Below are 14,083 nucleotides of genomic sequence, written 5' to 3' on the forward strand. Positions count from 1 at the left end.
CCGGCGGCCCCCGCGGCCCCGGCGGCCCCGGCGGCCCCGGCGTCCGGGGCGGCGGGCGCGGCGATCGTCGGGGGAGTCCAGTCGTCGGCATCCGCAATGGGGGCCCGGCAGTGCACGCCGTACTGCTGGCCCTCGATGGTGCGGGTGAAGTACCACCAGTCGCCGCGGCGCACGGGCACGCTGAGGTCGGTCTCCTGTGTGCGCGCCTTGATCTCCTCGAAGAGCTGCTCCTGCAGGATGCTCAGGTGGGAGGTGCGGGCCTTCGTGTACGCGTTCTCCGCGTGCAGGTGCGCCTGAACGGCGGGGCTGTCTTTGTCGCGCATCCACTCGTAGTTGTCGACGTAGACGTCGCCGTGGTGAACGCGTTCCGTCGGAACCTGGGCGGCAAGCGGTGGCGTGAGCATGTCTTCAGGGTAAGCCTGAAGCGCATCCGGTGGGTGGTTTCGCTCGCGAACGCGGGGGTGCGCGTGCAGAATGGGCGCATGACGAGCGATTCCCCTGCCCGCGCCGTGCCGCCCCCCGCCGAGCCCGGGCCGCGCGACCTCGACCGGCTGCTCGATTCCATCCGGGTCGCCGAGCGCTCCCGCAGCCATGGCAACCATCCCTTCGGGGCCGTGTTGACGGATGCCGCCGGCTCGGTGTTGCTCGAGGCCGAGAACACGGTCGTCACCACCGGGGACGCGACCGGCCACGCCGAGACCAACCTCGTGCGCCTGGCCTCCCGCGACTACACGCCGGCGGAGCTGGACTCGTGCACGCTGTACACGAGCTGCGAGCCGTGCGCGATGTGCTCCGGCGCGATCTACTGGTCCGGCATCGGCCGGGTCGTCTACGCGCTCGCCGAGGCGGAGCTGTACGCGATCACCGGCGCCAACCCGGAGAATCCCACCATGCGGCTGCCCTGTCGCGAGGTGTTCGCCGCCGGGCAGCGCCCGACCGTCGTCGTCGGCCCGGCCGAGGCACTCGCCGCCGAGGCCCGCGCCGTGCACGACGGGTTCTGGGTGTAGCCGCCCGCGTCGTGCATGACGCGTTCTGGGTGTAGCCGCCCGCGTCGCTCCCGCTGGTTGAGCTCGGCGAAACCCCGGGCCCGTTGGTTGAGCTTGTCGAAACCCGGCGAGCAACGGTAACTGTCCAGAGGATTCCTTGGGTTGGGCTGCCGCCTTTCGCGACGCTGCGCGTCGCGCAGGTCTGCTTGGATGGACTCATGAATCTTGAAGTCAGTGCCGATGTCTACACCACCGCCTACATCGAAGATTTCGCCCGCTTCATCCAGGCCTCGCCGTCGTCGTACCACGCGGCCGCCGAGGTCGCGCGGCGACTGGCTGAGGCCGGATTCACGGGCCTGGACGAGACGGCGGCGTGGCCGAGGCCCGCAGCGGATGCCGGTGCGAGCGACGACAACACCAGCGACGACAGCAGCGACGACAACAGCGACGACAGCACCGACGGCGACGCCCCCGGCCGCTACTTCGTGGTGCGCGACGGCGCGATCATCGCGTGGGTGCAGCCCGCGGCATCCGGCCCCACCACCCCGTTCCGCATCCTCGGCGCGCACACCGACTCGCCCGGATTCAAGCTCAAGCCGAAGCCGACCACCGGGTCGAACGGCTGGCTGCAGGCCGGCGTCGAGGTCTACGGCGGCCCGCTACTGAACTCCTGGCTCGACCGCGAGCTCGAGCTCGCCGGCCGCCTCGTCACCCGCGACGGCCACGCACACCTGGTGCGCACCGGCCCGTTCCTGCGCATCCCGCAGCTCGCGATCCACCTCGACCGCGGCGTCAATGACGGCCTGACGCTCGACAAGCAGCGGCACACCCAGCCGGTCTGGGGCATCGGCGACCCGATTGAGGCCGACCTCCTCGGCCACCTCGCCGGCCTCGCCGGGCTGAACCCCGAAGACGTCGCCGGCTACGACATCCTCACCGCCGACACCGCGGCGCCCGCCCGCTTCGGCCTGAACGAGGCACTCTTCGCCTCCGGCCGCATGGACAACCTCAGCTCCGTCTACGCCGCCCTCGTCGCCCTGATCGACGTCGCCTCCCTCGCGACGGCGCCGAGCGGGGCGGATGCCGCAGCGCCCTCCCGCACGCCCGCAACCGTTCAGCACATCAGCGTGCTCGCCGCCTTCGACCACGAGGAGCTCGGCTCCGAGACCCGCTCTGGCGCCTCCGGCCCGTTCCTGGCCGACGTGCTCAGCCGCATCGCCGACGGCCTCGGCGCGACCGCCTCGCAGCAGCTGCAGGCGTTCGCCGGCTCCTGGTGCGTCTCCGCCGATGCCGGCCACGCCGTGCACCCGAACTACGGCGAGCGGCACGACCCGAACGTGCGCCCACACGCGGGCGGCGGACCGCTGTTGAAGATCAACGCCAACCAGCGCTACGCGACGGATGCCGCCGGCGCCGCCCTCTGGGTGCGCTCCTGCGCGGCGGCCGGCGTCTCGTTCCAGGAGTTCGTCTCGAACAACACCGTGCCGTGCGGCTCGACGATCGGACCGCTCACGGCCACCCGCCTCGGCATCCGCACCGTCGACGTCGGCGTGCCGCTGCTGTCGATGCACTCGGCCCGCGAGCTCGTGCACGTGGACGACGCCGTGGCGCTCAGCCGCGCCATCACCGCGTTCCTCCGCGGGGCATAGCGCCGGATCTTTACGCAGCACGCCATACTTGGCGCCATGGATCTGAGCATCGAAGGCCTCGGCGGCGGCGGAATCTGGTTCACCCTTTCGCTCATCAATGCGGGGCTGGCGGAGTCGAAAGGGCGCGGCCGTTTCAACTGGTGGCTGCTCTCACTGCTGCTCGGGCCGATCGCCACGCTGCTGATCGTGGTCATGCCGCGCGGCCCCTTTGTCGACGAGCTGCCCGGGGCCCAGGCTGAAGCCGGGCAGCTGAGCACGCAGTCCTGACGGGTGCTGCCGGATTCGGGCGGAGCTGTTCGCACTGACAGGGTTCGGCATTAGAGTGCCCCCATGACGCGCATCGGCATCACAGGATCCACCGGCTACATCGGCGGCCTCGTCACCAAAGCCCTGGTTGCGGGGCCGGTGCCAGACCAGACGCTTCGGCTCATCACGCGTGACCCGGCCAGGCTGCCGAGCCTCGACGGGGTCGCCAACGGCGACGTGCTCTCAGCGATCGAGGTGGTCCAGGCCTCCTACGACTCGGTCACGGCCGTCGACCTCGGCGAGCTCGACGTCGTCTTCATGGTGTCGGCGACCGAGTCGGCCGACCGGCGCGAGCAGCACCGCCAGTTCGTGCGAGCCGCCACAAACGCCGGCGTCCCGCACATCGTCTACACCTCGTTCGTCGGGGCCGATCCCGGGGCGACGTTCACCCTCGCACAGGACCACGCCTACACGGAGGAGGTCATCCGGGCCAGCGGCATGCGCTTCACCTTCCTCCGAGACAACCTCTACCTTGACCTGCTGCCGCACTTCGCCGACGAGAACGGCGTGATCCGCGGCCCGGCCGGGCAGGGGCGGGTCGCCGCGGTGGCGCGCGCGGATGTCGCGGATGCCGCCGTCGCCGTCATCCGCGACCTGCCGTCCCACCTGGACGCGACGTACACTCTCACCGGGCCGGAGGCGCTCACCCTCGACGAGATCGCTGCGGCCACGGGGCTGACCTTCCAGAACGAGACGATCGAGGAGGCCTATGCCTCGCGCGCCCACTACGGGGTGGAGCAGTGGCAGCTGGACGCCTGGGTGAGTACATACACGGCGATCGCCGACGGCTCGCTGGCCGCGGTGAGCAACGATGTACGCCGGCTCACCGGGCACCCGGCGCGCAGCCTCGCAGACCTGCTGCCGCCCGCGCCGGGCTAGCCGATTCTCTCTCAGCGATCAGTCCCGTCACTCCCATCGGCTCCGCTGGCGAGGCCAGACGAAACAGCCCCGCTCGTTGAGCCTGCCCCACATCGGATGAGGGAGCCTGCCCCACGTCGGCTGAGCGAGCGAGGAACGAGAGACCGAAGCCCGGCTTCCGACCTGTTCGCGTCGCCGTGCCGCTGGTTGAGTCTCCCGCGAGCGTCACCTGTCTCACGCCGTGTCGGGGCTTCGGTCGCTGGCGCTCCCTCCAGCCGGCGTGCAACTCTAGAGCCCCTCTCCCCACGTTGGCCGGGCCACTCTTCCCGCGTCGGCTGGGCCCTCTCTCCACGTCGGCTGAGGGAGCGAGGAACGAGCGACCGAAGCCCGGTTTCCCGCCCGAACGCGGCGCCACTTCCGACGCTACCGCACCCCACCGACACTGCGTGAAAAGTTATCCACATCAGGCATTTTTCTCGGGATTCACTTGCATTCCGCCGTAGAATTGGAGCATGGAAAACGCGGCGGGGCAGCTGGCAGAGGCACAGTCTCTCCTGGCCCGCGCACTCGCCGGCTCCGATGAGCGGATGCTGCGCGATGACGCCCTGCTCGAGCTCACCGCGACGGCCGAGGCTGTCGGCCGGCTCGCCGACGCGCTCCGCATCCGCGCCGCCGGCGAGGTCGCGTTCCGCTCCCGCCGGGAGCTCGGCGAGGACCGCTTGTCGGCCAGGAAGGGCTGCCGCAACGGGGTCGAGCTCCTCGCCCGGACCACCCTGGCCTCCGAGCGCAGCCTCACCCAGCGGATGCGCCTCGGGGCGGCGACCCGCGCCCGCACCGCACTGACCGGCGACACGATGCCGGCCCGCTTCGAACAGGTCGCCGACGCCCTCCGCTCCGGCACCCTCGGCTACGACAGCGCGGCGGCGATCATCGACACCCTCGACCCCATCCGCGGCCGGGTCGGCGACCTCAACGTCGAGCTCGCCGAGCAGGCGCTCGTCGCCGCGGCGACCCGCCCCACCGTGGAGTCCCCGCTGCCGTTTGCCGCCGACGAGGTCCGCGGCCAGGCCCGGGTCTGGGAGAGCGTCCTCGACGAGGACGGCACGATCCCGGCCGAGGAGCGGGCGATGGCCGCCCGCGGCATCAGTGGCGGGCTGACCCGGGACGGGCTGGTGCACCGCAGGATGGCGTTGCTGCCGGAGGTCGACGCGAAGTTCGAGACCCTGCTGAACGCGTACCTGAGCCCGCGCTCGAAGCCCAGCTTCGCCGAGGCCGACCCGGACCAGCCGAAGGACCCGCGCGCCACCGCGCAGGCCCGGCACGACGTGTTCGCGAGTCTGATCGACGGGGCCGCCCGCAGCGCGGCCGCCCCGACGATGGGCGGGGCGGCCCCGACGGTGCTGGTGTCGGTGCGGCAGGCCGACCTCGATGCCCACAGCGGGTCCGGGTTCATCGAGGGCTGCGAGGCGCCGATCTCCCTCCGCGCGATCGAGCAGTTCATCTGCGCGGGCGGGCAGCAGCACGTGCTGATCGACGACGACGGGCGCCTGGTCAGCCTGAGCAGCACCGATCGGGTGTTCAACGCGGCGCAGCGGCGGGCGATCAGCCTCCGCGATGGCGGCTGCATCATCCCCGGCTGCACGATCCCGGCGGCCTGGTCGGAGATCCACCACGTGATCGCGTACCGGGACGGCGGGGAGACCGAGACCTGCAATGGGGTGCTGCTCTGCTGGTTCCACCACCGCACGATCGAGACGAGCGGCTGGCTGATCCTGATGATCGACGGCGTCCCGTTCGTGAAGCCGCCGCCCTGGCTCCGGAACGGCCGCACCGACGCCGAGACGCCGTGGCGAAGATCCACCAAGTCCCGCACCCAGCTGGCCGACCTCCTCGAGCGCCAGCGGGAGCGCCAGCCCGTCCTCGTCGAGTAGGGCGCCGGCCGAGTCGAACCACACCCGCCCACCGGTCAACTGCCGAGCCCGTGCCCGAGATCTACTCGATGAGTGAGTCCGCAGGATCTCGACCCGGGTGGCCCGTTCTCGTCGATGCGAACCAGCGGTGCGGTCCCGCCACTCGATTCGACAGGTTCGCCCGGACAGATCGATGCGCGGTCGTCGTCCGGGTGAGCACGAGCTGGACGAGGGCATGACGAGGCACGGCCTAGGCGCCGCCTGTACCTGTACCTGTGCGGCGCAGCCGGGTCAGGCCTGCAGCGCCAGGGTGAACGGCAGCACCGCGCCGGCCCCGCGCTGGCGCAGCAGCCGACCGGCGATGGTCAGGGTCCACCGGCTGTCGGCGATGTCGTCGACGAGCAGGATGGGACGGCCAGCGTACTGTTCCAGTGCGGAGGCTAGCTCCGGTCCGACGGCGAAACGGTCCCAGACGTTGGAGAGCCGGTAGGCGCTGTTGCCGCCGGAGCCCCCGGTCGGGCCCCCGTTGGCCCAGTCCAGGGTGCCGAGCAGTGGCAGCCGGCCGCGCTCAGAGATGGCCTGCGCCACCGAGCCGACGAGCTGCGGATGCCGGCGCGACGGCATCGCGACGACCGCGGCCGGGCGCTCCTCCCAACCCCACTCGGCGAGCACCCGCACGCAGGCCTGCAGGAGGGCAGGCGTCGCCGGGGCGTCGCTCGGGCTGGCATCGTGGGGGGAGCCAAACTCTCCCGCTGCTTGAGCCTGTCGAAACGCCTCCTGCTCGGCGGCGCTCGGAGCGAAGATCGCCCGCAGTGGGCCGCCCCAGCCGAGGTCGCTCAGCCGGGCCAGCGCCCGGCCGGGCTCCAGCCGCTCGCCGGGTGGGATGTTGCCCTTCACCGGCACGCCGAGCGAGGCCACCCCGGTGGGCCACTGGGCGCGCGGCTCGATGGCCACGCCGACGCGGTCGAGGGAAGCGCTGGCGCTGGCCGCGGCATCCGCGGCCACATCAACCGGGTACCAGATGCCCGCACAGTTGTCGCAGCGCCCGCACGGCACCGCGGTGTCGTCGTCGAGGGCGCGCTGCAGGAACGCCATCCGGCACTCCGTGGTGCGCTCGTACTCGATCATGGAGCGCTGCTCGGCGACGCGCTCGGCGGCGATGCGCGCGTAACGCTCCCGGTCGTAGACCCACGGCTGCCCGGTGGAGCTCCAGCCGCCCTGCACCCGGCGCACGGCGCCGTCGACGTCGAGCACCTTGAGCAGCAGTTCCAGCCGGGAGCGGCGCAGGTCGACGATGGACTCCAGCGCCGGGGTGGAGAGGGGCCGCTCGCTCTGCGCGAGCGCGCTCAGCACGGCCTGAGCCTTCTCCTCGTCGGGCATCGAGGAAGTGGCGAAGTACGTCCAGATCGCCTCGTCTTCGACGCCGGGCAGCAACAGAACGTCGGCGTTGTCGGTGGCGCGGCCGGCGCGGCCGACCTGCTGGTAGTAGGCGACGGGGGAGGAGGGGGCGCCGAGGTGCAGCACGAACCCGAGGTCGGGCTTGTCGAAGCCCATGCCGAGCGCACTGGTGGCGACGAGTGCCTTGAGCTCGTTGCGCTTCAGCTGGCCCTCGAGCGCCTCCCGCTCGTCGGTGTCGGTCTGCCCGGTGTACGCGTAGACGGAATGGCCGGCCTCGCGCAGCAGCCGGGCGGTGTCCTCGGCAGCGGCGACGGTCAGCGAGTAGATGATGCCGCTGCCGGGCAACTCGGCCAGGTGGCTGAGCAACCAGGCCATGCGCGCCTTCGCGTCGGGCAGGCGCAGCACGCCGAGGCGCAGCGAGGCGCGCGCGAGTGGGCCGCGGATGGTGAGCACCGGGGCGGCGTCGGCCGGGTCGCCGTGCGAGGCAGCCACGGAGAGCTGCTCGGCGACATCCGTCACCACACGGCTGTTGGCGGTCGCCGTCGTCGCGAGCACGGGCACGCCGGCCGGCATCTCGGCGATCAGCTCGCGCAGACGCCGGTAGTCGGGGCGGAAGTCGTGGCCCCAGTCGCTGATGCAGTGCGCCTCGTCGACGACGAGCAGGCCGACCCGGTCGATCAGCGCGGGCAGCTGCTCGTCGCGGAAGCGCGGGTTGTTCAGGCGCTCGGGGGAGACGAGCAGCACGTCGACCTCGTCGGCGCGCAGTTGCTCGAGCACGGCGCCCCACTCGTGGGCGTTGGCGGAGTTGATTGAGACGGCGCGCACCCCGGCACGGGCGGCGGCGGCCACCTGGTCGCGCATGAGGGCGAGCAGCGGCGAGACGAGGATGGTGGGGCCGGCCCCGGCGTCGCGCAGAAGCTTGGTGGCCACGAAGTAGACCGCGGACTTGCCCCAGCCGGTGCGCTGCACGACGAGGGCGCGGCGGCGCTCGGCGACGAGGGCCTGGATCGCCTCGAACTGGCCGTCGTGGAAGTCGGCGTCCGGCCGCCCGACGAGGGCGCGCAGCGCGGCGAGGGCGGCGGGGCGGATGCCGCCGGCACCAGAGTCGGGGGAGTAGGCGGCGGCCGCGGGCTGCTCGGCGCTCTGCACGTCTGTGTTCTGCACGTCGGCGTTCTGCACGTCTGTGTTTTGCACGTCTGCGTTCTGCATGTTGTTCACGGCTACAGCCTGACAGACGCCGCTGACATCGTGCCCCGCACACGGCCAATCGCGCGGCCGGAGAAGCCGGAGCTAGCGGCGGAGGCTGCCGGCGTCGCGGCGGGGGTCGGCCTGGCGCGCGACCCGTACGGGAACGGCGCGGCGTCTGGGCGCGACGAGGCCGAGCAGCATGGGCACGAGAAGCCCGGATGCCGACAGGGGGATCCACCACATTTCCTGGGTCATACGATCAGGCTAAATCCGGTTGCTGGGCACTCGCCGAGCGCGCGCTGAGCGCCGCGTCACGGAAGGATGCGAAATTCCGCAGACGGATGCCGCGGCGTGGCGTCGGGCGCGTCGCTGACCTCGATCGACGAGACGTCGGATCCGAGCGGCCCGCGACCAAGCCAGTCCAGCATGTGTGCCACCGCCTCGGCGCCGCCGCGGACCTCGGCCTCGACGGCGCCGTCGGAGCGGTTGCGCACCCAGCCGGAGACGCCGAGCCGCTCCGCCTCGGCGCGGGCGGTGTAGCGGAATCCGACGCCCTGCACGAGGCCGTGCACGAGGACGTGCTTCGCAACCGGCTCGCGGGGAGGCTCGTTCATGTCGGCATCCTACGCTCGGCCCGCGTCCCCCTCCCGTTGGCTCGAGGGAGCGCCAGCGACCGAAGCCAACATCCGGAGCCTGCCTAGTCCCGTTGGCTCGAGGGAGCCTGCGACCGAAGCCAACAACCGGTTCCTGCCTGGTCGTGGTGACTGCGCGGCTTCGGTCGCTCGTTCCTCGCTCCCTCGAGCCGCCGTGGGGAGTTCCCGTTGGCTCGAGGGAGCGCCAGCGACCGAAGCCAACAACCGGTTCCTGCCTGGTCGTGTTGGCTGCGCGGCTTCGGTCGCTCGTTCCTCGCTCCCTCGAGCCGCCGTGGGGGAGTACCCGTTCGATTCTCAGTCGGCGGGGGTCGTCGCGCCCGCCTTCGACGCGGCGGAGAGCGGGTCGCGGTAGCTGTTCAGCAGGGTGCCGTTGGCGAAGCGGCGGGTGCCGATCAGCTCGAGCTTGATCTGCTCGGCGAAGAGCGGGATGCCGTGTCCGAGCGCGATCGGGTGCACGTACAAGCGCACCTCGTCGATCAGGTGCTCCCGGAACAGCGACTGGGCGAACCGGGAGCCGCCGGCGACGCTGATCGCCGTCCCCTTCGTGGAGCGCAGCGCGGCGATCTCCTTGGCCGGCGACGCCTTGGCCAGGCGCGAGTTCTCCCAGTCCACGCTCTTCAGCGTGGTCGAGAAGACGATCTTCTGCTGGGCGTTCAGGATCTTCGCCAGCGGCTCCGTGGCCGTCGGCCAGTAGGCGGCCTGGTCGAGGTAGTTCACCCGCCCAAGCAGCATCGTGTCCGAGCCCTGCATCAGCACCTCCTGGTGCGCGAACAGCTCGTCATCGAGCCGTTCCATCGCCCAGTCCAGCTCGCCCTCCGGCCCAGCGACAAAACCGTCCAGGGTGATCTGCATCCCCAAGCTCACAATCCTCATGGTCCTTCTCCCTCTCCGAGCCGCCGGTCCGACGCGACGGGCGGATGCCGCGGCATCCGCCCGGGACACCCGGCAGTGGCGAACCTAGGTCGGGGCCAACACGCTGTCAAGCGTTGGCGGCGCCCGCGGGCGTCATCCGGCATCATGGGCGCATGACAGCCAGCCAGCTCACCGCGTCCCCCGCTTCCCCCGTCGCGCCCATCTTCGGCGCGGAGCCGGCCGCCAGTCGGGACGAGGCGGTCGCCCACTTCCGGGCGAAGCTCGCGTTCGAGACCGACGCCTCCGACGTCTGGGCCGAGCTCGAAGCGGGCGACCAGAGCTTCGTGCTGGTCGACACCCGCAGCGATGCGGCCTGGGCGCAGGGGCGCGCCGCCGGGGCCGTGCACCTGCCGACCGCCCGGATCGCCGGCGGGGCCGCGGCGCTCCTGCCCGCCGGGACGAACGTCGTCGTCTACTGCTGGAGCCCCGGATGCAACGGCAGCACCAAGGCGGCCCTCGCCCTCTCCCTGCAGGGCTACGCGGTGCGCGAAATGATCGGCGGCTTCGAGTACTGGGCCAGGGAGGGCTACCCGGTGGAGACGGATGCCGGCACCGCAGCCGGTCCGATGGACCCGCTGGTCGGCCCGGTCTCGTCGGGCACGGGGGCCGCCGGCATCCGCTGCGACTGCTAGCGCTCGCGCCGAGGCTGGGAACATTCTGATTTTCCCCTGTGCCCCACCGGGATGCGCGCCTACTATGAACCATGGATGTGACGCTTCGCGCACTGCAGACCGCTGTTCCCCCCACCGTGCTGGTGCAGGAGGAGGTGCGTGACGTCTTCGCCAGCCAGCCCGGCCTCGGCCGGCTCGGCCAACGCCTGGTCAGCACGGCCTTCAACTCCTCCGGAATCGAGACTCGATACTCGGTGATCGAGGAGCTCTCGCTGGAGCAATCCCCGGGCGAGCACCAGTTCTTCGACGCCGAGACGGGGCTGTTGCTGAGCCCGGGCACCAAGGTGCGCAACGAGCTCTACGCCGATCAGGCGACACTGCTCTTCGTCGAGGCGGCCCGGCGCGCGCTCGCAGCCTGCCCCGGCATCGAGGCCGCCGACGTCACCCACGTCATCACGGTCTCGTGCACCGGGTTCTACCAGCCGGGGCCTGACTACATGCTGGTGCGCCAGCTGGGGCTGGCGGCATCCGTCCAGCGCTACCACCTGGGATTCATGGGCTGCTACGCGGCCATGCCGGCTCTCCGCACCGCCCGTCAGTTCGTCGAGGCTGATCCGGACGCCGTCGTGCTGGTCGTCAGCGCCGAGCTCTGCACGCTGCACCTGCGCAGCTCGAACGACCCGGACGAGATCGTCGCCTCCTCGCTGTTCGCCGACGGCGCGGCCGCCGGGATCGTCAGCTCGCGCCCACCAGTGGAGGGCGAGCTGGCATTCGTGCTCGACCGCTCCGAGACCGTGATCACCCCCGTCGGTGAAGGCGACATGGCCTGGCGCATCGGAGACAACGGCTTCGAGATGGTGCTCTCCAGCTACGTGCCGCACATCATCGACGAGCACATCGGCGGCGCGCTTGCCCCCCTGTTCGCCCCCGAACCGGTGCTTGCCGCGGCGCTCGCCGCCGGGGCCGCCGGGCAGAGCGTGCAGCACTGGGCGATCCATCCGGGCGGGCGCAGCATCCTCGACAAGGTCGAGCAGAAGCTCGGCCTCAGCGAGGCGCAGTTGGTGCCGGCCCGCGAGACGCTGCGCGACTTCGGCAACATGTCGAGTGCGACGGTGCTGTTCGTGCTGAAGAAGATCTTGGAGGCACCCGCGACGGCCGAGGGCGAGCGGGTGCTCGCGATGGCGTTCGGGCCGGGGCTCACCGTCGAGACGGCGCTGCTGACCGTGGCCGGGGTGCGGGTTCCACACGCCGCGGAAGCGCCGACGGCTGCCGGGGCGAGTGCCGGGGCGAACGCCGAGGCGAGTGCGGCCGCCCCGCAGCCCGCCGCAGCTTCGGTGCTGACGGCGTGACCCGCTGGGGCTGGCCGCTGCGCTCGAGGGCGACGGACGCCGCCGAGCTCATGGACGCCCCCGACGCCGACCCGGAGATGCTGACGCGGACCTACGAGCAGTTTCGCCTGGTCAACGCCGCCGTTTCCGGATGGCGCGACATCTACCGCCGTTTCGTCCGGCCGCACCTCTCGGCGACCCGCGACACGACGCTGCTCGACATCGGCGCCGGCGGCGGGGACCTGCCCCTCTCACTGGCCCACTGGGCCACCAACGACGGCCTGCGCCTGCAGGTCACGGCCATCGACCCGGATGCCCGGGCCGACGAGTTCGCCCGGCGCCAGCTCGTGCTGCGCCATCCGGCGCGGTTGCAGCCCGGCGTCGGCGGCGTGGAGTTCCGGCGCGCATTCAGCTCGGAGCTCGTCGCCGACGGGGCCCAGTTCGACCTGGTGATCTCCAACCACATGCTGCACCACCTCACCCCCGCCGAGCTCGGCGGCCTGCTTTACGACAGCGAGCGGCTGGTGCGTCCGGCGTCCGACCCCACCGGCCCAGGAAACGCCGCCGACCCGCACGGCCGACGGCTGCCGCGCGCGCTGCACAGCGACATCACCCGGAGCGCCCTGGCCTACGCCGGCTTCGCGCTGGGCACGCTGCCGTTCGCCCGCAACCTCTTGAATCGCTCGTACATCCGTGCCGATGGCCTCACCTCCATTCGCCGCAGTTACCGGCCGGCCGAGCTGCAGGTCGCCCTGCCGCCGGGCTGGTCGGTCCAGCCGCAGAGCCACTTCCGCTATCTGCTCACCTGGGCCGGTCCCGATGCCTGACACGCTAGACCCGGGCACCGACACGGCCGCGGACGCCGCGGACGCCGCGGACGCCCCTGGCGCCGCGGACGCCACTGGGGCCCTGGACACCCCGGACTCCACGGACGCAGCCGACTCCACAGAGGTCGTGGACGTCGCAGTCGTCGGGGCCGGTCCAGTCGGGCTGCTCCTCGCCTGCCTGCTGGTGCAGCGGGGTCTGAGCGTCGTCGTGCTCGAGGCGCGCGAGCAGGGCTCTGAGCACTCCCGTGCGATCGGCATCCACCCGCCGGGCCTCGCCGTGCTCGCCCAGCTCGGGCTCGCCGACGCGGCCATCTCCGCCGGGACCCCGATCTTCCGCGGGGAGGCGTGGTGCGACGGCGAGGTCCTCGGCGGGCTCGACATCAGCGAGGCGGCCGGCCGCTACCCCTTCGTGCTCGCCCTCCCGCAGCGGGACACGGAGCGGCTGCTCCGCGAACGGCTGACCGAGCTCTGCGACGGCCGCGACCCGGTGCGCCGCGGCGCGCGCGTCGTCGCGCTCTCGCAGCGGGGGGACATCGTGCGGGTGCGGCTGGCCGCAGGCGCCGGGCTGCGGGCGCGCTACGCCGTCGGTGCTGACGGCGCGCGGAGCCGCGTCCGCGAGTACCTGGGCATCAGCTGGCGCGCGGTCGGCGACGCGCAGCCGTACCTGATGGGCGACTTCCGCAGCGAGCAGAGCGAGCCCGCGCGGTCGGGAGTGCGGGGCAGCCCGCTCGCCGCGCCGCACATGGCGACGACCGCGCTGCTCGCCTTCGAGCGCGGGGGAGTCGTCGAGTCCTTCCCGCTGCCGGGCGGCTGGCGCCGCTGGGTGGTGCTCACCGGGCGGCTGCGCCCGGAGGCGACGGCCGATGAGCTCGCCGCCATCGTGCGGCAGCGCACCGGAATCGTGCTGGACGCGGCAGCCGGCGCAGCCACCGCCGGGAACGACACCAACCACGCCCATGACAACAACCACCCCCACGACAGCGACCATGACAACGCGCAGCGCACCGCCCGCTCGATCAGCGCCTTCGCGGTGCGGCAACACCTGGCCGGCACCATGGCGGCCGGCCGTGTCGCCCTGCTCGGCGACGCGGCGCACGAGGTGAGCCCGATCGGCGGCCAGGGCATGAACCTCGGCTGGCTGGATGCCGCGGCCCTCGCCCCGGCCCTCGAGCTGGGCGTGCGCGGCGGGCACGCGCTAGGCTCCCGCGCCCTCGCCGACTACAGCGCCCGCCGCGGCCGTGCCGCCCGCCGCACGGTGCTGCAGGCCTCGTTCAACATGGGCGTCGGGCGGCCGGCGCGCGGCGGCAGCCTCGCCGCGCGCAACGCGCTCGTGCGACTGCTGGCCCGGCCGCCGTTCCGGGCGCTGCTGGCGCAGGCCTTCACCATGCGCGGGCTCTGAGCTCCGGCATCCGAAGACCGCAGAAGCCGGCACACACAAAAACAGGAGGAGACGCCCG

The 14,083-nt window shown here is 72.1% G+C and carries 13 protein-coding genes and 1 pseudogene; 9 read left to right on the top strand and 5 right to left on the bottom strand.

What is annotated here, in order from left to right; all coding sequences use genetic code 11:
- Positions 1-404, bottom strand: a pseudogene (locus GY24_RS09045) (oligopeptidase B); the annotation flags it as partial.
- 78 nt (positions 405-482) lie between these two features.
- Here GY24_RS09045 and GY24_RS09050 point away from each other — a divergent pair.
- The 5 genes from GY24_RS09050 to GY24_RS09070 all read left to right on the top strand — a co-directional run bounded on the left by GY24_RS09050 (position 483) and on the right by GY24_RS09070 (position 5,730).
- Entirely contained in the window at positions 483-1,007 is a 525-nt protein-coding gene (locus GY24_RS09050; RefSeq protein WP_104475335.1) for a nucleoside deaminase, read from the top strand.
- A gap of 197 nt (positions 1,008-1,204) precedes the next feature.
- Positions 1,205-2,635: a M18 family aminopeptidase gene (locus tag GY24_RS09055; protein WP_104475336.1), complete on the top strand. Its 1,431-nt coding sequence runs from the start codon at positions 1,205-1,207 to the stop codon at positions 2,633-2,635.
- A 36-nt stretch (positions 2,636-2,671) separates the two neighbouring features.
- Positions 2,672-2,902, top strand: coding sequence for a hypothetical protein (locus GY24_RS09060; RefSeq protein WP_104475337.1), 231 nt, complete (start codon positions 2,672-2,674; stop codon positions 2,900-2,902).
- Positions 2,903-2,965: 63 nt separating this feature from the next.
- Entirely contained in the window at positions 2,966-3,820 is an 855-nt protein-coding gene (locus GY24_RS09065) for an NAD(P)H-binding protein (protein ID WP_104475338.1), read from the top strand.
- Positions 3,821-4,311: 491 nt separating this feature from the next.
- Positions 4,312-5,730, top strand: coding sequence for an HNH endonuclease signature motif containing protein (locus GY24_RS09070; RefSeq protein WP_104475339.1), 1,419 nt, complete (start codon positions 4,312-4,314; stop codon positions 5,728-5,730).
- A gap of 270 nt (positions 5,731-6,000) precedes the next feature.
- Here GY24_RS09070 and GY24_RS09075 read toward each other — a convergent pair whose 3' ends face one another.
- From GY24_RS09075 to GY24_RS09085, 4 genes are all read right to left on the bottom strand, one after another.
- Complete coding sequence (locus GY24_RS09075) at positions 6,001-8,196, bottom strand: RecQ family ATP-dependent DNA helicase (RefSeq protein ID WP_233279288.1); 2,196 nt, start codon at positions 8,194-8,196, stop codon at positions 6,001-6,003.
- A gap of 201 nt (positions 8,197-8,397) precedes the next feature.
- Positions 8,398-8,550 (bottom strand): hypothetical protein, encoded by a 153-nt coding sequence (locus GY24_RS17645; RefSeq protein WP_161498715.1) that lies wholly within the window; start codon positions 8,548-8,550, stop codon positions 8,398-8,400.
- A 56-nt stretch (positions 8,551-8,606) separates the two neighbouring features.
- Positions 8,607-8,909, bottom strand: a complete 303-nt coding sequence (locus GY24_RS09080; protein WP_104475340.1) for an acylphosphatase — start codon at positions 8,907-8,909, stop codon at positions 8,607-8,609.
- 333 nt (positions 8,910-9,242) lie between these two features.
- A complete protein-coding gene (locus GY24_RS09085; RefSeq protein WP_104475341.1) occupies positions 9,243-9,821 on the bottom strand; it encodes a dihydrofolate reductase family protein in 579 nt (192 codons plus the stop codon).
- 152 nt (positions 9,822-9,973) lie between these two features.
- Between GY24_RS09085 and GY24_RS09090 the strand changes: the two genes are divergently transcribed.
- From GY24_RS09090 to GY24_RS09105, 4 genes are all read left to right on the top strand, one after another.
- Positions 9,974-10,492 carry a rhodanese-like domain-containing protein gene (locus tag GY24_RS09090; protein WP_104475342.1) on the top strand — a complete coding sequence of 173 codons (519 nt, stop codon included), beginning with the start codon at positions 9,974-9,976 and terminating at the stop codon, positions 10,490-10,492.
- A 71-nt stretch (positions 10,493-10,563) separates the two neighbouring features.
- On the top strand, positions 10,564-11,820 hold the full coding sequence (locus tag GY24_RS09095) for a type III polyketide synthase (protein ID WP_104475343.1): 1,257 nt from the start codon (positions 10,564-10,566) through the stop codon (positions 11,818-11,820).
- Positions 11,817-12,626 (top strand): methyltransferase domain-containing protein, encoded by an 810-nt coding sequence (locus tag GY24_RS09100; RefSeq protein ID WP_233279287.1) that lies wholly within the window; start codon positions 11,817-11,819, stop codon positions 12,624-12,626. The genes GY24_RS09095 and GY24_RS09100 overlap by 4 nt, the downstream gene beginning before the upstream one ends.
- Entirely contained in the window at positions 12,619-14,025 is a 1,407-nt protein-coding gene (locus GY24_RS09105) for an FAD-dependent oxidoreductase (protein WP_133161151.1), read from the top strand. Before GY24_RS09100 ends, GY24_RS09105 begins: the two co-directional genes overlap by 8 nt.
- Positions 14,026-14,083 lie beyond the last annotated feature (58 nt).

It is taken from the genome of Microterricola pindariensis, from assembly GCF_002936985.1.
In the GTDB taxonomy this organism is placed as follows: domain Bacteria; phylum Actinomycetota; class Actinomycetes; order Actinomycetales; family Microbacteriaceae; genus Microterricola; species Microterricola pindariensis.